An 18788-nucleotide genomic window follows, 5' to 3' on the forward strand; every position below is an offset into this window, starting at 1 on the left:
ATTTTCATGTCAAGAAGAGTCATGATACAATACGTTATTAGATAATCTATCCTCAAAAGGAGGAATATAAATGGCTTTAACAAGTATACAATTAAAGAAACGGTTAGATGATAAATTTAGCGATGAAAAGTGGATAACACGTTACAATAGAGAAGAAGATAAATACCGCGTCGAGTTGAAAGATTCCAAACAAGGCGTTTCCATTACGCTACCCGCTGTTATTGCAAAATACGAAAAAAGAGGCGATCAAGCGATTGATGAGCTTGTTTATCATGTGACGTCATCGTTAGATATGATGGCCCAAAAGCAATCATTAAAGGATCGTGAAAAAAGTATTTTTCCTGTTATTCGAAGTACATCTTTTGCAACAGAAACAAATGCAAAAACACAGTTGATTTACCATGAGCATACAGCAGAAACAAGAATTTATTATGCTCTGGACTTAGGTGAGACGTACCAACTCATTGATCAACCAATGTTAGAAGAAGTGAAATGGACTGAAGACCACTTAAAAGAAATTAGTCAATTTAATCTAAAAACATTACCGGTAACATTTAATGAAGATATGGTGGCAGATAATGCGTTTTATTTTGTAAATGCGAATGATGGTTATGATGCAAGTCGTATTCTCAATAAGAGTTGGTTAAAGACGTTTAAAGAAGAGGCAAAAGGTGAGGTCGTACTTTCAGTTCCGCATCAAGATACGTTAATTGTGGCCGATATTGTAAATGATGCTGGTTATGATATTATAGCACAGATGGCTATGCAATTTTTTGCTGAAGGTCGAGTTCCCATTACATCTCTATCATTTGTGTATGAAGATGATGAGCTCAAGCCTATTTTTATATTAGCAAAGAAAAAGCCAACAGATAAACAAGACTAGGATGGTGTACAATATGGATGTATTTTATAATCGAAATGGAATCGGCGATGTACTCGTTATTCCGATCAAAACAGGCAATCGAGACGACATTAAATCAGACCAATTTGGTGATGTGACAGTTATTCGTGATACGGAATCAGAGGAAGTTTTAGGGTATAATTTATTCAAGGCATCGACTTACCTTGATCTTTCAGATGGTAAACACCAAATAACAGAATCATTTCTTGAAAAAATTAATGATGTATTTAAATCGAATGGTGTAGATCATTCACTTGATCTTGACTTGTCACCGAAATTTGTTGTGGGCTACGTACAGAGCGTTGAGCAACATGAAAATGCTGATAAATTAAAATGTACGCAGGTCGATTTAGGGGATGAAGTGACTCAAATTGTTTGTGGTGCTCCTAATATAGCTGAAGGTCAACATGTCGTTGTAGCTAAGGTCGGAGCGATTATGCCAAGTGGTATGGAGATAAAAGCAACTAATTTACGAGGTGTTGATTCATTTGGTATGATTTGTTCTCAAAAAGAATTAGGGCTACCAAATGCTCCAGAAGAAAAAGGTATTTACGTTTTAGATGAAAATAGAAAAGCTGGAGAAGTATTTGAATTTTAATGAATAAATGCGTAAGGGAGTATCGACTCTTTTACGCATTTTTAAAAGCTGTTAAAATAATGATAAAATGGCAAAAATGGAAGAGTGGAAAATCATGTGGAAACAACTTAAAAATCGATTGAATCAATTATTTGAATCGAATCCAGATAAAAATGATCAAAAAGACTACACATCATTGAATAGTCAAGACCGAGAGAAATCCATTGAGGCAAAGGTAGCCTTTAATTATCCTAAAAAAACGTCTTATAATTTTCCTATGAGCGTCGATCAAACACCTAAAAGAGTGGAAGAAAAACCCAAAAATAGACAGCTTAAGAAAAGTGAAAAAATTGAAAGATCAAAACCGGTTATACATACTAAGGATGAATCGCAAAAACAGACAACGTCAGTAAAACGTAAGCCATTTAAAGTGTCAGACGTTCCTTCACCCGTTTATGGTTTTAAACAAAGGCAACCAGTAGATAAGCTTTTAAAACACACATCTTTTGAGGATGAAAAAGAAGAAGCGTCAATAATTGATCCCAATTGGGAAAGTAGAAGAGATCAACCAATAAAACAAGAAGAGAAAAAACAGTACCACAACATGGATGCTGACACCCAAAGTGAGAAAGAAAACATAATGATGGATCGTACCAATTCGAAACCAACTGAGCAAGAAGAACCTTCTGTCGTTGCAAGTAACAAAACAACCCAACCCACCCACAAGAAGAGGGAACCTTTTAATGTGCGGATGAGACCGAGTGATAAAAAACGATATGCTGAATCAAGAAAACAAAAACGAGCTCAAACTGAAGATAAACAGCTTGATCATTTAAACGTTAACTTATTGAATGAAGTCAATGATCAAAGTCAAGAGGATAAAACGTGGTTGACTAAAAAGAGCGAGCTGTTAATCCAAACGCTAGAAGAATTTAACGTGAAAGCAAAAATAGCAAACGTGATGCAAGGACCTTCTGTCACACGATTTGAAATACAGCCAGAAACGGGTGTAAAAGTAAGCAAAGTTAAAAACTTAAGTGATGATATAAAACTAAATATGGCAGCAAAAGATATTCGAATTGAGGCTCCCATACCCGGTAAAAATGCAATTGGTATAGAAGTTCCGAATGATCAACCGTCCGCAGTTAATTTGATGCACTTATTTAATTCAGATTCTTTTAAAAATGCTCAGTCCCCGTTAACGATCGGATTAGGACTGGATATTTCGGGTAGAGCAATAGTATCCGACATTAAAAAGATGCCACACGGTCTAATTGCTGGTGCTACAGGATCAGGTAAGAGTGTATGTATAAATGCGATTTTATTATCATTACTTTTTCGTGCAAGTCCTGAGGAAGTTCGACTCCTATTGATCGATCCTAAGATGGTAGAGCTTGCGCCTTATAACGATATTCCACATCTCATATCACCTGTTATCACAGATGTTAAAGCAGCAACACAGTCACTAAAGTGGGCCGTGAAAGAAATGGAAGAGCGGTACATGCGATTTGTTGAGATGGGCGTTCGTGATATTGATCGCTACAATGAAAAAGTAAAAAAAGATGATCGCAATGCTGAGAAGCTACCTCATTTGGTGATTGTCATTGATGAATTATCTGATTTAATGATGGCCTCCCCTCAAGATGTAGAAGATGCCATTTGCCGTATTGCTCAAAAAGCTCGAGCGGCAGGTATTCATTTACTATTAGCGACACAGCGTCCATCCGTTGATGTGATTACTGGTTTAATAAAGGCTAACATACCGACACGAATTGCCTTTAGTGTCGCATCTCAAGTTGATTCAAGAACAATGATAGATACGAATGGTGCTGAAAGATTACTAGGTAAAGGGGATATGTTGTTTGTAGAAAATGGAGCAAGAACCCCTGTTAGAATTCAAGGTGCTTACGTATCAGATGAGGAGATTGAACGTATTACTCAGGCTGTTCGTCATTCGGAAGAAACGCATTATTTATTTGAACAAGATCAATTACTCGAACAAACGGAGAAAGAAGAAATAGAAGATTCTCTATACGATGATGCATTACAATTTGCCATAGAAAATGAGAGTATTAGTACCTCATTACTACAACGCCGTTTCAAAATAGGTTATAATAGAGCAGCTAGAATGATTGATGCTTTAGAATCAGAAGGTATGATCTCTGGACAAAACGGAAGTAAACCAAGACAAGTATTAGTCACATCGAAAACAACGAATTAAGAATAGATTAACTTGTGGAAATATTTATAATCTTATATGATGGTTAAAACGATACTAAACTTATAGTAATAAGTTAACGAGGAGTTTAGATTTATGGAAAAAGAAATTTCAATGAAGCTAAATGGTAAGATTGATCGTTTAACAAATAAAACATTTAAATTTGATGAGCGAATAAAAGAAGGTTGGTTTTCAGCTGTATATTTTTTAAAAACAAAAGAAATTGCTAAAGAAAAAAAGCCTAATAACGAAGTGGTTATGCAATTCTTTCAAAAAGATAATGCTGTATTATGCGGGACGGACGAGGCAATTGCTTTAATTCATGAATTTGCTGATCATCCGGAGTCTTTAGAAATTTATTCATTAAAAGATGGCGATAAGATTAGCCCGTTTGAAACCGTATTAACCGTAAAAGGCCCTTACCAGTCGTTCGGTTATTTGGAGGGCATTATTGATGGTATTTTGGCACGTCGCACCTCAGTCGCTACAAACGTGTATAACGTCGTTAAGGCTGGTCGGAGTTCAGGAAAGCAAAAGCCCGTCATATTTATGGGAGATCGTGATGATCATTATACACAACAGGCTGGAGATGGTTACGCGGCCTTTATTGGTGGATCAACCGCTCAAGCTACACACGCCATGAACGAATGGTGGGGAAAAAAAGGAATGGGAACGATGCCACATGCCCTTATTCAGCTGTTTGAAGGTGATATTGTAGAGGCAGCTAGAGCATATCGCGATGTTTATCCGGATGATGATTTGATGGTTTTAGTTGATTATAATAATGATGTTATTAATGATTCTCTAAAAGCGGCTCGTGAGTTTAAAGATGAATTGAAGGCTGTACGTTTAGATACTTCAAATAATATGGTAGATAAATATTTCTTAAGAAATCAACATTTAATGGGATCATTTGATCCTAGAGGCGTCAATCCAGAGCTCATTTTTGCATTACGTCAAGCTTTAGATGAAGAAGGTTTTAACCATATTAAGATTGTTGCAAGTGGTGGTTTCACTGAAGAAAAAATTCGTCGCTTTGAAAAATGTAATGCACCTGTAGACATGTACGGTGTGGGGCGAAGCTTGTTAGAAATTAATATCGGCTTTACGGGTGATAGTGTGGTATTAAATGGTAAACCAGAGTCGAAATTCGGTCGCCAGTACCGACCCAATCCTAGATTAGAAAGAGTCAATGCTCCTTAATGCTTTATTTTAACTGATTTTAAGAGTAGAATGTGATATAATAACGCATTGTGTTTAAAATATATGAGTTAGGGAGTGTTTACCACTCTTTTGGAGGTAAGAATTATGACAACTTATCATTTTGTTGGGATCAAAGGAACTGGAATGAGTGCATTAGCTCAGATTCTATTTGATGCTGGTGAAGATGTACAAGGATCTGATGTTGAGAAACATTTCTTTACTGAAGAGGCATTAAGACAAAAAAATATACCTATATATCCATTTAATAAAGACAATATAAAGCAAGGTTTGACGATTATAGCAGGTAATGCATTTAGTGATGATCATCAAGAAATTAAAGCTGCGGCGAAATTAGGATTAACCATTTATCGGTATCATGAATTTTTAAGTGATTGGTTAAGCCAATATACGAGTATTGCTGTTACCGGTGCACACGGTAAGACGTCTACGACAGGACTTTTAGCACATGTTTTAGAAAAAAACCACCCTATATCGTACTTGATTGGTGATGGTACAGGATTAGGCCATTCTGATAGTGAATACTTTGTATTTGAAGCGTGTGAGTATCGTCGACATTTCTTGGCTTATCATCCGGACTATGCAATCATGACAAATATTGATTTTGATCATCCGGATTATTTCTCAAGTGTTGATGATGTTTTTAATGCTTTCGAACAAATGGCTAATCAAGTGAAAAAAGGGATTATCGCGTGTGGAGATGATGAGTATCTTCAACAAATCCAAGCGAAAGTACCTGTTGTTTACTACGGTTTAAATGACGGTAATGATTTTCAAGCTAAACAAGTCGTTGAGACAGAAGAAGGTACTGTATTTGATGTTTATGTGCGTCATAATTATTATGATCAGTTTATGATCCCGATGTATGGAACGCATAATGTGTTAAATGCTTTAAGTGTCATTGCGGTTTGCCATTATGAAGGTATGTCAAGTCACGAGATGAAACATTTAAGCTCCTTTACTGGTGTTAAAAGACGTTTTTCAGAAAAAATCGTTAATCAACAAGTTATAATTGATGATTATGCGCACCATCCAAAAGAAATTGCAGCAACAATCGATTCTGTAAGAAAGAAATACCCAAACAAAAAAATAACAGCTATTTTTCAACCACACACTTATACTCGAACAAAAATGTTTCTAAATGAATTTGCTGAAACATTAAATGAAGCGGATGAAGTATTCTTATGTGATATTTTTGGTTCGGCACGAGAACAGGTTGAGAAGTTATCGATAAAAGATCTACAACGCTTAATTCCTAATAGTAAACGATTAACGTTGGATGGAACAGACCAATTAAATCATAGTCAAGACAATGTTTTAGTTTTTATGGGAGCAGGAGATATTGAAAAGTATCAAGTTGCTTTTGAGAACGTAATTAATTCTGAACATTAGAAGGATAATAAAACTCTACGTCGAATAGTAAACAGGCGTAGAGTTTTTATATAGAAAAAAGAAAGTAATAAAGTTTTGGGTTTATTTGCATGTTATGTTTACAACTCCATGAAACGGGTAAACAACAATATGTCAGTTTAATGTTTTCAATACATAGAAAAGGAGTGTGGTTCTCGAATGGTTGATCTTCTTTATATTGCAGCACTCATTTTTGCTGTTGCATTTGCAGCATTAGTTGTTTATGTCATTAAAGTTTTAAAAGAAACAGAAAGAACAATGACAAATGTTGCAAACACTCTAGAAGGCTTAGAAAGTCAAATGGAAGGGATCACGACTGAGACAACGTTACTGTTGAATCGGACGAATGCTTTAGCAGAAGATATTAATGATAAGTCTAAACGATTAAATGTACTTATTGAAAGTATTGGCGGTTTAGGTACAACGATTTCAGGTTTCAATGATTCCATAAAGCAAGTATCTGACTCTGTCTCAAAAGTAGCTGTGGACAATCAAGAAGAAACAGCGCAAGCGATTAAGTGGGGATCAGTTGTTATGGAATTATTCAAGAGAAACAAACATAAATAATGTTTGTTTCACAATAAATTAATTACAAAAACTTTAGGAGGTTTTTCTAGTATGACAAATCATGATAACCAAACAAACGAAAATATCAATGCAAAGGATTTTTTAATCGGCTCATTGGTCGGAACATTAGTAGGGGCTTCAGTTGCTTTATTATTTGCGCCTAAATCAGGAAAGGAATTACGTGGTGACATTAACAAAGGTGCTCACGAACTAAAAGATAAAGCAGATGAATGGAAAGATGTTGCTTATGAGAAGACAGACGAATTTAAAGAGTATGCTAAAGATCAAAAAGATAGCTTGAAAGAAGTTGTAACTGAAAAATCACAAGAATTACAAGAGAAATTTAATGAAACAAAACAAACAATTCAAGAAAAAGTTGATCAAGCACATGCAGATGCTGAAGATGCTAAAGAGGATCTTGAAGAAAAAGTTGATGAGGTTAAAAAAACTGCAAAGAAAAAGGCTAAAGCAACAAATGCTGCAGCTAAAGATGTAGCAGAAGCTGTAGAAGAAGCTGCTGAAGACGTAAAAGAAAAATAGTCCATAACTTAAGGCTTGGAATTTAAAATTCCAAGCCTTTTACTATGAAAAAATACATTTCAGATCAAAACTTTAATTCAACCTGATCATTTTCATTTAACGGATCTAAGAAAGTGGCGGGTTGTTTATTAATCATGAGTGACACATTGCCTTTCACTTCTGTTAAGTCAATCGACACGACTTTGAAAATGTCTTGAAAGATAAAAGGTGTTTCTTCAGACTTTTGTGTCGTTAAGCGAGATTCAGGTTCAATAACAGTTTCTTTAGTTAAAACTTGATTATCTTGTAATAGTGATTGTGTTTCTTTTTCAAGTGTAACCGGTTTACCATTAAAGTAGACATTAATGGATTGAGAACTTGGCATGTCTAAATGTACGAATAAATCTTCAACTGTCACTCTTTTAGCAGGATGATAAATGATTTTATCATTTGGTTTCAAAGGCTGGTCAAGAACAGCCTTTCGATTATTTACTGTTAACTTCGCTGAGAAGTTTGTTAGGTTTATTTTTTCGTCGTTTAAATAAATTGTCATTTGATTTAATTGGTCAATAAGTGAAGCTTTACCTACTTCATGAAGCCATTCTCTTAATGTTAATGACTCTTTAACTGATATTTGGTCATGATCTTTTAGTTGATACGTGCCTTGTACAAATTGGTTATTAACTTTAAGTTTTGGTTTAATGGTAAAGGTTTGATCATTAAATTCAATGGTAAATGCTTGGTAATCATCGATAACCTCGGCTAGAGTGACATTAGGTTCCAATCCATCCTGTCCTTTTTCAACGATTAGATGGTCTCCGTGTTTAATGGGTTGATCAACTTCAATCGGTTCATCATTTAATAACAGTTTAGGTGGTTCACCATGTGTACCAGGTAGTGTTATGTTTTGGTTGTTAAACGTCACAATATAGGCCATACCAGGTTTTCCGTACATTTTGTCTATATAAATTCCTGCTGCAAGTAAACAATCACCAACTGTTAAATGTTTCATATCAAACAATCTTACAGCTCGACCATTAACGGTTACACTAATATAATGGACAGGATTCTGTTTTGCAGCGATCGCTATACCAATTGGCGTTATGAAGGCAGGTCCTGTCGGTATATCGATCATTGTTTTAAGGTTTGGTATAGCATCTGTACCTCTTGCAGCTACTCGATTTTCAGGTAGATTTAATTTCTTTGCTAAAACAGTACTTAAACGTGGTGTTAAACTCCCACCTCCTACTAACATGACAGCTTTGGGAGATTTACTGTTTAATTCAAGAATTTTATCAGCAATCGCACTAGCTAAATCTTCAATCGATTCTTTAATTGTCTTAGCTAGGTCTTCAAATGTGATGACCTCACTAAATCCTAGAATATCTGTTATGTTCGCTTCACCATGAGATGTAATTTCTCGTTTTACACGTTCAGCTTCATTAAAGTCAAGCAAGTATTGATCGCTGATCGCTTCTGTAATCTCATCTCCGGCTTTTGATACCATGCCGTACGCTGTAATTGTACCTTCATCTGTGAGCGCAATGTCACTTGTGCCCGCTCCAATATCAACTAGCGAAATGTTTAAGCGCCTCATAGATTCAGGGATTAAAACATTAATAGCGGCAATCGGTTCAAGAGTTAAGGCTTCCATTTCCAAGTTAGCACGCTGAAGTGCAGCAAGGAGTGATTCAACCACTACTTTAGGTAAGAATGTTGCAATAATTTCTACTTCTGCTTTATGACCTTGTTGATCGATTAATGATCCGATAATGTCATGGTCTAATTTGTATTGCAAGACAGAATAGCCAACACAATAGTAATGTGTTTGACTATTTTCATTCTCTTCTTCCAAGGCCAATTCATATTGTGCATTTTGAACAGCGCTTAACTCTAAAAACAATATATCTTCTTTTTCCATTAAAGGGTGTTGATGAATGTCCTTTTCAATACGTGTGCGTTTCGTTTTAAGTGCACGTCCAGCAGCTGCAACGCAGACTTTATTAAGTGTGAGGTCATGTCGATCTTCTAGCTCTTGTTTTACTTCCTTGATGACATTAGACACGAGGACAACATCATGAATTTGACCGTCCAACATGGATCTTTTATCATGTTCGTGTATACAATAGTCATAAAGTTTATACTCGCTTCCATCTGCTTCAAGTAAAAGACCGATCACAGAACGTGTTCCAATGTCGAGTGCAAAGATTAAATTCGTCATAATTCGTATCCTTTCTACCAACATACTATTACCATAAAGTTTAACAGATTTTAATCATTTTATATAATGAATTTTAAAAAAACGATTCAAAAGAAAATTAAACCGCTTAACTATATAAAGAAAATACTAAATATTTAAACAATGTAGTGACAATTGTAAGAATATTAGCTATAATAAGCCCTAATCATTCTTTATCTATTTAAATAATACGGAAGTGCTACGATTCTTTGAATCGTCTAATGCAATAGATAAGCAGTAAATTAACAATAGGGGGAATTAAAGTGAGTAATGAACGATTAGATCAATTAAGAGATGAACTTGATCAAGTGAATTTAGAAATATTAAACTTGATCAACAAACGCGCTGAATTAGTGACAGAAACCGCACAAGCGAAAGAAAACCAAGGTGCTGACAAGAAGTATGATCCTGTTCGTGAACGAGACATGCTTGAACTGATTAAAAAGCATAATAGTGGTCCTTTCCAAGATGCAACGATTATTCATTTGTTTAAAGAAATCTTTAAAGCTGGATTAGAATTACAAGAAAAAGATTACAGCAAAGAATTACTCGTATCTCGTAAGCGCAAGGCGGAGAATACAATTGTTGATATCAATGGTGCTAAATTTGGTGGGGATGAACCACAATATATATTTGGTCCATGTGCTGTTGAGACATATTCACAAGTTGCTCAAGTTGCTGAACAACTTAAAAATAAAGGTATGAAAATTATTCGTGGTGGTGCATTTAAACCTAGAACATCACCTTACGATTTTCAAGGTTTAGGCTTTGAAGGTTTAGACATTTTAAAACGTGTTGCAGATGAATATGATTTAGCGGTGGTTAGTGAAATCGTTAATCCTGCAGATATGGAAGAAGCAGCTAAGTATTTAGATGTGATCCAAATTGGTGCACGTAATATGCAAAACTTTGAATTACTAAAAGCGGCTGGTGAAGTGAATAAGCCAATCATCCTTAAACGAGGTATGTCAGCTACTGTTTCTGACTTTATCAACGCTGCTGAATATATTAATTCAAGAGGAAATGGTCAAATTATTTTGTGTGAACGAGGCATTCGCACGTATGAAACGTCGACGCGTAATACGCTAGATATCACGTCAGTTCCTATCCTAAAACAAGAAACGCACTTACCAGTTATGGTCGATGTTACACACTCTACTGGACGTCGTGATTTATTAATTCCAGCTGCTAAAGCTGCTCTTGCAATTGGTGCAGACGGTATTATGGCTGAAGTACATCCAGATCCCGCTGTTGCGCTCTCAGATGCTCAACAACAAATGGACTTTGATCAATTTGATCAGTTTTTAAAAGAAGTCGTAACTAAATAAGAAAAATTATGTGCCCTTTCTTTTTAATTTGTTTAAAACGAAAGGGCACATTTATGCTTAGACTATTTACTATAAATAAAAGACGTTAACTGAAAAATTTGTTATACTATGGTATAGATTAGCTTTATGTTGATAAAAAGGAGATTAGTATGGAAGATGCTCTTCTATGCTATACTTGTACATAATAGCACAATAACTATGTAATCAGTGGAGGGTATAAAATGAATGTAACGATTTATGATGTTGCTAGAGAAGCCAACGTATCGATGGCGACTGTATCACGAGTGGTAAACGGAAATCCAAATGTTAAACCAGCAACAAGAAAGAAAGTGTTAAATACAATTGAGGAATTAGGCTATCGTCCGAATGCTGTAGCAAGAGGGCTTGCGAGTAAGAAGACGACAACTGTCGGCGTTATTATCCCTGACATTTCAAGTATCTTCTTCTCAGAGCTAGCGCGTGGGATTGATGATATTGCGAATATGTATAAGTACAATATTATTTTGAGTAACTCTGACCAAAATGTTGATAAAGAGATTAATTTGATTAATACAATGCTAGAAAAGCAAGTAGACGGTATTGTATTTATGGGTGGACGTATTACAGATGAACATATTCAACAATTTAAAACATCGCCCGTTCCTATTGCATTAGCGGCTACAGTTGACCCGAAAGAAACAACGCCATCTGTCAATATTGACTATGAAAAAGCAGGATATGAAGCGACAGAGCTTTTAATTGAAAATGGTCATAAACATCCAGCTTTCGTAACTGGTGTAGAAGAGACGCCAGCGAATGAATTAAAATATCAAGGCTATAAACGAGCTCTAGAATCCAACCAACAGACTGTCAATGATGAAGTTGTTATTAGAGGTGATTTAACATACACTTCAGGTATTGAAGCTGTTGAACAATTACTTCAACATAAAGAGCACCCAACCGCTATATTTGTTGCATCAGATGAGATGGCGCTTGGTGTGATCCACGGTATTCAAGATAAAGGCTTGCGTGTACCAGAAGATATTGAAGTTGTAGGTTTTGATAACACAAGATTAGCGACGATGGTACGTCCAACATTATCTACAGTTGTTCAACCGATGTATGACATTGGTGCTGTTGCGATGCGATTATTAACGAAATATATGAATAAAGAAGAAGTGACAGATTCAAATGTTATTTTGCCACATCAAATTATTGAAAGAAACTCAACAAAATAATTTTATTGCCGATATAGTAGATATCGATCGTGCAAATCCTTGGCATTTTCGAAAGTAGATTGTAGATTTTACGTAGTTAAGGAGAGGGCATATGAAAAAAAGAGATATTTTAACCCCAATCGGTATCACACTAGGTATTGTGATGATTTCTTTCGGTATTATATCAAATACAGGTGTTGACGGTTTTGTTGCATTTGTTCAGGTATCGTCAGTTGTGATCGTACTCGGTGGTTTGACTGCTGCATTATTAATCAATTTTAATGTAGATCAAGTAAAATCGATGGGGAGCGTTGTAAAAGAGTCATTTAATAAGAATGAGCATGATTTAGAAGATCTAATTAGCTTATTTGAGCGTCTGTCTGAGCGGGCAAGACGTGAAGGATTATTAGCACTAGAAAATGAACTGGAAGAGGTTGAAGACCCTTTTATTAAAAAAGGTGTCTTATTAGCCATTGATGGTATTGAACCAGAAGTCATTCAAGATATCATGTCAGCTGAGATAACAGCGATGGAAGACCGTCATACAAGAGGTCGTATGATTATTGAAAAGGCTGGAGAGTTCGCACCATCATGGGGAATGATTGGTACGTTAATTGGTCTTATTTTAATGTTGAATGATTTAAACGATCCAGCTACACTAGGGCCACAAATGGCCGTCGCTTTGTTGACCACATTTTATGGGTCTGTAATGGCTAACTTAGTCTTCTTGCCGATGTCTGGTAAATTAGAGACGAAAACAGATGAAGAAGTATTTATGAAACAAATTGTTATTGAAGGGGTGATCGGCGTTCAATCCGGTCAAAACCCTCGTATACTTAAAGAAAAATTAAGTGCGTTTCTTTCTGATGATATGCGTAAACGTCGCTCTGAAGATAGTGATGAGGTAGAAGAAGGTGTAGCTGATGAAGCTTCGTAAAAAGAAGCAATCAAAAGGAAGTCCAAAATGGATGACGACCTTTGCTGACATGATGACACTTATTCTTGTGTTTTTTATACTACTTTTTTCAATGTCACAGATTGACGCTGCTAGATTTGAGGCGGTTGCTGAATCATTTAGAAATCGAATGGTTTTTGATGGATTCCCTTCACCGGTGGAAATGGATCAACCATCAGATAGCTCTGATATGAGAGATCAGCTAGATGGAATGGAACAATTTGATCCCGATTTTTTTGAAGATGAAGAGGATGACGAAACTGATTTTGACGAAGATGAATTAGAAGAAGATGAAGATTCACTTGATGAATTACTTCAAGAAGTTGAAATGTTTCTTGAAGATAATCAATTAGAAGAAGTGATTTCAGCAAATCGGACAGATCAAGGCGTTGTCCTCATTTTGCAAGAGCGGATCTTATTTGATACAGGGGAGGCTGTGATTAAGTCAGAAGGTGAGCCTTTTCTAGATAAAATTGCACTTTTATTATCAAATATACCGAACTATGTTCGAGTTGAGGGTCATACAGATGATAGACCTATTTCGACACCGGAATTCCCATCAAACTGGGAATTATCAGGAGCAAGAGCAAGTAGTGTTATTCGTCATATTATCGATGCAAATGATTTTGAAGAAGACCGATTTATGGCAGTTGGATATGGTGATACCCGTCCAATCGTTCCGAATGACTCTCCAGAAAACTGGCAAAGAAATAGACGTGTAGAAGTTGTTATATTATCACTTTCAGAATCTACAGATTAACTAACAAAAAACCTCTTATGTATGAAAACATGCATAAGAGGTTTTTTGTTACTTCTAAAATAGTCTCTGAAATATGTGCTAGGGTAACGGTACACTTTGTGAAAAAGGAAAGTGTGATTTTAGATTACGATATGGCTATTACTTTTATATAAAAATATTTATTCCCACAAGAAAAGAGATTAAGATTAAATAACAGCCAACAGTTTTATTTCTAAGTTAACAAATAGATTTTCAATTTTTTATGATTGGTTTATGTGAAAAGTGTGACTCTCAATTGTGAAATTAAATGATCAATCTCGTCTTTCGTAGTACTTAAGCTTGTGCTAATTCTAAAAAAGCGTTGATGGCTAGATTCATCATCTAATAAACTGCTTAAATTACGATTTGAATGAACCGTTCCTTGGCAGGCGCTTCGTGTTGATATGTATATTTTGTGTCTATTTAATTCTTGCGCAATGTATTCACCATTAAACGCATGAGAAACACATCCAATAATACTTGAATGTTGATCATTGCTTTCAATGATGGACAGTGGCAAATGATGTTTTTGAACTTGTTCAGTAAAGTATTGTCGTAAATCGCTAGTATGTGTGAAAAACAACTCTTCTTCATCCATTGTGTTTGAAAAAGCCTGAGCTAAGCTTCCGATTAATGCTGGGTTAAGGGTACCTTGTTTAAAACCATATTGTTGCGTATTTTCATATAAAGGAGTAAGGATATCAGCGTGTTTGATTAAAAGTAGTCCTATTCCTTTTGGTCCTTTAATTTTGTGTCCAGAGATGGATATCGCATCTACGTAAGTAAATAAGTTATTTAAGTGGTGCTTCCCAAATGATTGAGCAACATCACTATGAAAAGGAATTGATTTGTCTTTTAACATTTTTCCAATTGCTTTAATTGGCTGAATACAGCCTGTTTCACTATTAACGTGTTGAATTGTGACAAGCCTAGTATTGGGTCTTATTGCTGATTGTAGGTCATTAAGAGAAATTTGCCCTGTTTTGTTAACAGGTAAATAGGTAACTTCAATGATGCCTCTTCTTTCTAACAACTTTAAATAATAATAGATAGAGCTATGTTCAACAGATGATGAGATCACATGGCTTTTTTCTTGTTCTTCAATTTGAGACAAATATAAATCAATTGCGAGTTGATTACTATCTGACCCACTTGATGTGAAAATAATGCCTTCATCACTTAAATTAAACCGATTTTTAATGACTTGGCGTGCGGATAACACAATTTGATTCGCGTGCTGTCCTAAATCATGTAGGCTATGAGGGTTATATGGATAAGTTGATTCGAGATACCTATACAGTTCGTTTATTTCCTTAGGTGTAGGATAAGTAGCAGCATAGTCTAAATAAATCAATAGTCATTCCTCCTTGCAAAAAAGTCTTTCTTTTATTATTATATGTAAAGATAGGTGTAAAGACAAATGTAAAGAAGGGTTAATATGGACAAAAGAAAAATGTTAATAATAGGAGCGGGCTTATCTGCATATCAATTAGCGAAGTACAGTTATGATGCGTTTGATGTCACGATTGTTACGAAAGGAAGTGCCAGTCAATGTAATTCCATGAGAGCTCAAGGTGGAATTGCAGCAGCTATTCATTCTAATGATCACCCCGATTTACATTTAAACGATACGTTAAAAGCAGGGAGTTATTATAATGATGTCAATCAAGTGAATACACTAGTAAAAGGTGCTAAAGATATTATGGATACACTTGTGTTAGAAGGTTTTCAGTTTGATAAAAATTCAAGTGGTGCGTTATCCTCTGGTTTCGAAGGAGCTCACCAAAAAAAGAGAATTTTTCGCGCAGGTGGGGATCAAACGGGTAAATATTTAATTGAATTCTATCAATCATTGATTGAAGATCACATTTCATTGATTGAAAATCATTTAGCAGTAGACTTAATAGCTAAAAATGGTGAAGTGAAGGGTGTCATAACGATTGATCAATATGATCAGTATCATGTTTTTAATGCTGATGTTGTGATCCTTGCTACTGGTGGTTATGGAGGAATATATGATCGTCATTCAAATGACGAGACCACTACAGGTGATGGTATCAGTTTAGCGTACCGAGCAGGGGCTGAAGTTTTAGACTTAGAATTTGTTCAATTTCATCCGACTTTATTTAAAGGTAAAAACCGTTATCACTTAATTTCTGAAGCGGTAAGAGGAGAGGGAGCCTGTTTGATCGATGAAAGGGGTACAAAAATCTTAGCAGAGCACCCGATGAAAGACTTAGCACCGCGTGATATCGTAAGCCAAGAAATCACCAGTGTTTTAGAGAAAGGTTCACAAGTTTACCTAGATATAACAAAGATTCCAAATTTCAAAGAACGGTTTCCAAGTATTTATGAGTCATTAATACAAGAAGGTTATTCAATTCATAAACCAGTATCTGTTGAACCAGGTGCGCACTTTTCAATGGGTGGCGTACGTGTTGATGAAAATGGAATGACAAGTATTAAAGATTTATATGCGGTTGGTGAGGTGAGTGCACATCGACTGCACGGTGCCAATCGATTAGCGAGTAATTCATTGCTTGAAACGTTAGTATTTCCAAAGCGTTTAGCTTTATATTTAGATAACGTTATACGTTTAAAAAAAGACAGTGTTGCTGCTCCATTAAGTGATAGAAAGAAGATAAGCGACTATCCTTCATTAGGCTGCATAAAAGAAAAAAACCGTCTAATACTTGGAGTCTTACGAAATCAAACTTCCTTATTAAATTATAAGCAGTGGTTAGATCAGTATGAACTTGATAATCTAGTAAATTTATCGGCGCGAAATGTTTCTCGAAAACAGATCGAAAAAGAACATATTCTAATTGTAAGTCATTTAGTCCTTAATCATTGTATAAGACGAAAAGAATCGCTTGGCGCCCATGTTATTAATAAATATCAAGATCGATCACAAAATCTAAAAGGGGTGTTAAGCTGTTGAACCATTTAATACTTGATGAACAACTTAAACAGTTTTTAAATGAAGACATAGGTCATGGGGATCTTTCGTCACAATGTATTCCTGAAGATGCAAAAGGAAGAGGTCAGCTAAGCTCTAAAGCACAAGGTGTTTTTTACGGATGTGAAGTCATTCGATCCATTTATCGTTTATATGCGCCGATGACTGATATAGAATTTTATATTAAAGACGGAGAAAAAATTAAACAAGGTGATATTATTTGTAGGATTGAAGGTTGTTATCGGCATTTATTAGAGACAGAACGGGTGTTACTTAATCTCATTCAACATTTAAGTGGTGTTGCAACTACAACAGCTGAAGCGGTTGTACGATTAGATGATCATTCGGTAAAAATAGTTGATACACGAAAAACAACACCTGGTCTTCGCATGCTAGAAAAATTAGCTGTAAAAGCAGGTGGTGGACATAATCATCGGTATCATCTAGCAGATGCGGTTATGTTAAAAGACAATCATTTAGCATTTTTCTCATCGATTAAGAAAGCAGTAGCTACTATTAGATCACACATTTCACATATGACAAAAATAGAAGTAGAGATTGAGACTTACGAGCAATTGATTGAAGCGATTGAATCCAATGTTGATGTGATTATGTTTGATAATTTGCCACCCCAAAAAATAAAAGAATGGTTAAGTGTAGTGCCTGATTCAATAGCAACAGAAGCATCAGGTAATATTACACTTGAATCGATCCATACATACAAACATTGTGGCATTGATTTTATTTCGTTAGGTGCATTAACACACTCATCAAAAGCTTTAGACATTAGTTTACAGATTGAGGAGATAAATAAATGAATTTTTTAGATAACTTAGTCGAGTCAAATATACTACCAGATTATTATTTAACGACAGATTCTTCTGTTTTGGAGAAAAGAATAAAAATGATTAAGAATGAGATGAAAGATGATTTGTTCATTCCTGGTCATCATTATCAAAAAGATGAAGTTGTGCAATTCGCTGACGAAATGGGGGATTCTTTAGAATTGGCTAAACAATCAGCGACGAAGACAGCGAAGTATATTGTATTTTGTGGTGTCCATTTCATGGCAGAAACAGCTGATATTTTGTCATCAAATGATCAGGCGGTTATTTTACCAGATTTAAGGGCAGGTTGTTCAATGGCTGATATGGCTTCAATAAAACAAACAGAAAAAGCATGGACATATTTACAGGAGATCTTTGATGATACGATCATGCCATTGACCTATGTGAATTCAACAGCGGACATTAAAGCATTTGTTGGTAAAAACGGAGGAGCTACGGTCACTTCCTCAAATGCGAAAGAAATGATTAAATGGGCTTTTAAACAAAAAGAAAGATTGTTGTTTTTACCGGATCAACATCTAGGTAGAAATACAGCCTTTGAATTAGGTATAAAATTGAATGAAATGGCTGTGTATGATCCAATTAATGAATGCTTAGAATACGATGGTCTATATGATGATGTGAAAGTCATCTTGTGGAAAGGACACTGTTCAGTACACCAACTGTTTACGGCAGCTCAAATAGAATCTATAAAACAAAATGATGATCAAATACAAGTGATTGTGCACCCCGAGTGTCCATTTGAGGTTCTTGAAAAAAGTGACTTAAGTGGATCTACACGTTATATCATTGATAAAATCGATCAAGCACCACCGGGTTCTAAATTTGCGGTAGGGACTGAAATGAATCTTGTCAATCGTTTGATCGATACCTATCCGGATAAACATATTCAATCACTCAATCCATTTATGTGTCCATGTGTGACGATGAATCGTATTGACTTACCACACTTAGCTTATGCACTAGATTGTGTTTATGAGAGTGAATTGTTGAATGTTATATCTGTTCCTAATCAAACGAAAGAATACGCAAAAATGGCATTACAAAGAATGCTGGATCATTAGCATCGTGA

Annotated in this window: 16 protein-coding genes; 14 read left to right on the forward strand and 2 right to left on the reverse strand. The window is 35.4% G+C overall.

Going from position 1 to position 18788, the window contains the following annotated elements:
• Positions 1–70 precede the first annotated feature (70 nt).
• From BLR62_RS04670 to BLR62_RS04700, 7 genes are all read left to right on the forward strand, one after another.
• Positions 71–883: a DUF1444 domain-containing protein gene (locus tag BLR62_RS04670; RefSeq protein ID WP_090793849.1), complete on the forward strand. Its 813-nt coding sequence runs from the start codon at positions 71–73 to the stop codon at positions 881–883.
• A 13-nt stretch (positions 884–896) separates the two neighbouring features.
• Positions 897–1499, forward strand: a complete 603-nt coding sequence (gene ytpR / locus BLR62_RS04675; protein ID WP_090793851.1) for a YtpR family tRNA-binding protein — start codon at positions 897–899, stop codon at positions 1497–1499.
• A gap of 67 nt (positions 1500–1566) precedes the next feature.
• Positions 1567–3699 carry a DNA translocase FtsK gene (locus BLR62_RS04680; protein ID WP_245719395.1) on the forward strand — a complete coding sequence of 711 codons (2133 nt, stop codon included), beginning with the start codon at positions 1567–1569 and terminating at the stop codon, positions 3697–3699.
• A gap of 93 nt (positions 3700–3792) precedes the next feature.
• The gene (locus BLR62_RS04685; RefSeq protein ID WP_090793855.1) at positions 3793–4899 is read left to right on the forward strand and encodes a nicotinate phosphoribosyltransferase; all 1107 of its coding nucleotides are present in this window, start codon (positions 3793–3795) and stop codon (positions 4897–4899) included.
• Between the two features lie 105 nt (positions 4900–5004).
• Positions 5005–6309 (forward strand): UDP-N-acetylmuramate--L-alanine ligase, encoded by a 1305-nt coding sequence (gene murC, locus BLR62_RS04690; protein ID WP_090793858.1) that lies wholly within the window; start codon positions 5005–5007, stop codon positions 6307–6309.
• Positions 6310–6486: 177 nt separating this feature from the next.
• Positions 6487–6894: a DUF948 domain-containing protein gene (locus tag BLR62_RS04695; RefSeq protein WP_090793861.1), complete on the forward strand. Its 408-nt coding sequence runs from the start codon at positions 6487–6489 to the stop codon at positions 6892–6894.
• 51 nt (positions 6895–6945) lie between these two features.
• Positions 6946–7434 (forward strand): YtxH domain-containing protein, encoded by a 489-nt coding sequence (locus BLR62_RS04700; RefSeq protein ID WP_090793864.1) that lies wholly within the window; start codon positions 6946–6948, stop codon positions 7432–7434.
• 64 nt (positions 7435–7498) lie between these two features.
• Here BLR62_RS04700 and pilM read toward each other — a convergent pair whose 3' ends face one another.
• The gene (pilM, locus tag BLR62_RS04705; protein WP_090793866.1) at positions 7499–9634 is read right to left on the reverse strand and encodes a pilus assembly protein PilM; all 2136 of its coding nucleotides are present in this window, start codon (positions 9632–9634) and stop codon (positions 7499–7501) included.
• Positions 9635–9915: 281 nt separating this feature from the next.
• Between pilM and BLR62_RS04710 the strand changes: the two genes are divergently transcribed.
• The 4 genes from BLR62_RS04710 (at position 9916) to motS (ending at position 13891) form a co-directional block, all read left to right on the forward strand.
• Entirely contained in the window at positions 9916–10980 is a 1065-nt protein-coding gene (locus BLR62_RS04710; protein WP_090793868.1) for a bifunctional 3-deoxy-7-phosphoheptulonate synthase/chorismate mutase, read from the forward strand.
• Between the two features lie 221 nt (positions 10981–11201).
• The gene (gene ccpA / locus BLR62_RS04715) at positions 11202–12197 is read left to right on the forward strand and encodes a catabolite control protein A (protein ID WP_090793870.1); all 996 of its coding nucleotides are present in this window, start codon (positions 11202–11204) and stop codon (positions 12195–12197) included.
• A 91-nt stretch (positions 12198–12288) separates the two neighbouring features.
• Positions 12289–13113: a flagellar motor protein MotP gene (gene motP / locus BLR62_RS04720; RefSeq protein WP_090793873.1), complete on the forward strand. Its 825-nt coding sequence runs from the start codon at positions 12289–12291 to the stop codon at positions 13111–13113.
• A complete protein-coding gene (gene motS, locus BLR62_RS04725) occupies positions 13100–13891 on the forward strand; it encodes a flagellar motor protein MotS (protein ID WP_090793876.1) in 792 nt (263 codons plus the stop codon). The genes motP and motS overlap by 14 nt, the downstream gene beginning before the upstream one ends.
• Positions 13892–14141: 250 nt before the next feature.
• Here the strand turns inward: motS and BLR62_RS04730 are convergent, their stop codons facing one another.
• Positions 14142–15263: a cysteine desulfurase family protein gene (locus BLR62_RS04730; protein ID WP_090793878.1), complete on the reverse strand. Its 1122-nt coding sequence runs from the start codon at positions 15261–15263 to the stop codon at positions 14142–14144.
• 84 nt (positions 15264–15347) lie between these two features.
• Here BLR62_RS04730 and nadB point away from each other — a divergent pair, with 84 nt between their 5' ends.
• From nadB to nadA, 3 genes are read left to right on the forward strand one after another with little or no spacing between them, the layout of a single operon-like run.
• Positions 15348–16850 carry an L-aspartate oxidase gene (gene nadB, locus BLR62_RS04735; RefSeq protein WP_090793881.1) on the forward strand — a complete coding sequence of 501 codons (1503 nt, stop codon included), beginning with the start codon at positions 15348–15350 and terminating at the stop codon, positions 16848–16850.
• Positions 16847–17686 carry a carboxylating nicotinate-nucleotide diphosphorylase gene (nadC, locus tag BLR62_RS04740; protein WP_090793883.1) on the forward strand — a complete coding sequence of 280 codons (840 nt, stop codon included), beginning with the start codon at positions 16847–16849 and terminating at the stop codon, positions 17684–17686. The genes nadB and nadC overlap by 4 nt, the downstream gene beginning before the upstream one ends.
• The gene (nadA, locus tag BLR62_RS04745; RefSeq protein ID WP_090793886.1) at positions 17683–18780 is read left to right on the forward strand and encodes a quinolinate synthase NadA; all 1098 of its coding nucleotides are present in this window, start codon (positions 17683–17685) and stop codon (positions 18778–18780) included. The genes nadC and nadA overlap by 4 nt, the downstream gene beginning before the upstream one ends.
• Positions 18781–18788: the final 8 nt, after the last annotated feature.

The sequence above is a fragment of the Pelagirhabdus alkalitolerans genome (genome assembly GCF_900096905.1).
Taxonomy (GTDB): domain Bacteria; phylum Bacillota; class Bacilli; order Bacillales; family Amphibacillaceae; genus Pelagirhabdus; species Pelagirhabdus alkalitolerans.

Coding starts and splice junctions, on each gene's coding strand:
- nadB (WP_090793881.1), top strand. CDS start 15,348: ATGGACAAAAGAAAAATGTTAATAATAGGAGCGGGCTTATCTGCATAT.
- ccpA (WP_090793870.1), top strand. CDS start 11,202: ATGAATGTAACGATTTATGATGTTGCTAGAGAAGCCAACGTATCGATG.
- motP (WP_090793873.1), top strand. CDS start 12,289: ATGAAAAAAAGAGATATTTTAACCCCAATCGGTATCACACTAGGTATT.
- BLR62_RS04695 (WP_090793861.1), top strand. CDS start 6,487: ATGGTTGATCTTCTTTATATTGCAGCACTCATTTTTGCTGTTGCATTT.
- murC (WP_090793858.1), top strand. CDS start 5,005: ATGACAACTTATCATTTTGTTGGGATCAAAGGAACTGGAATGAGTGCA.
- BLR62_RS04685 (WP_090793855.1), top strand. CDS start 3,793: ATGGAAAAAGAAATTTCAATGAAGCTAAATGGTAAGATTGATCGTTTA.
- nadA (WP_090793886.1), top strand. CDS start 17,683: ATGAATTTTTTAGATAACTTAGTCGAGTCAAATATACTACCAGATTAT.
- pilM (WP_090793866.1), bottom strand. CDS start 9,634: ATGACGAATTTAATCTTTGCACTCGACATTGGAACACGTTCTGTGATC.
- BLR62_RS04670 (WP_090793849.1), top strand. CDS start 71: ATGGCTTTAACAAGTATACAATTAAAGAAACGGTTAGATGATAAATTT.
- motS (WP_090793876.1), top strand. CDS start 13,100: ATGAAGCTTCGTAAAAAGAAGCAATCAAAAGGAAGTCCAAAATGGATG.
- BLR62_RS04700 (WP_090793864.1), top strand. CDS start 6,946: ATGACAAATCATGATAACCAAACAAACGAAAATATCAATGCAAAGGAT.
- ytpR (WP_090793851.1), top strand. CDS start 897: ATGGATGTATTTTATAATCGAAATGGAATCGGCGATGTACTCGTTATT.
- BLR62_RS04680 (WP_245719395.1), top strand. CDS start 1,567: ATGGCAAAAATGGAAGAGTGGAAAATCATGTGGAAACAACTTAAAAAT.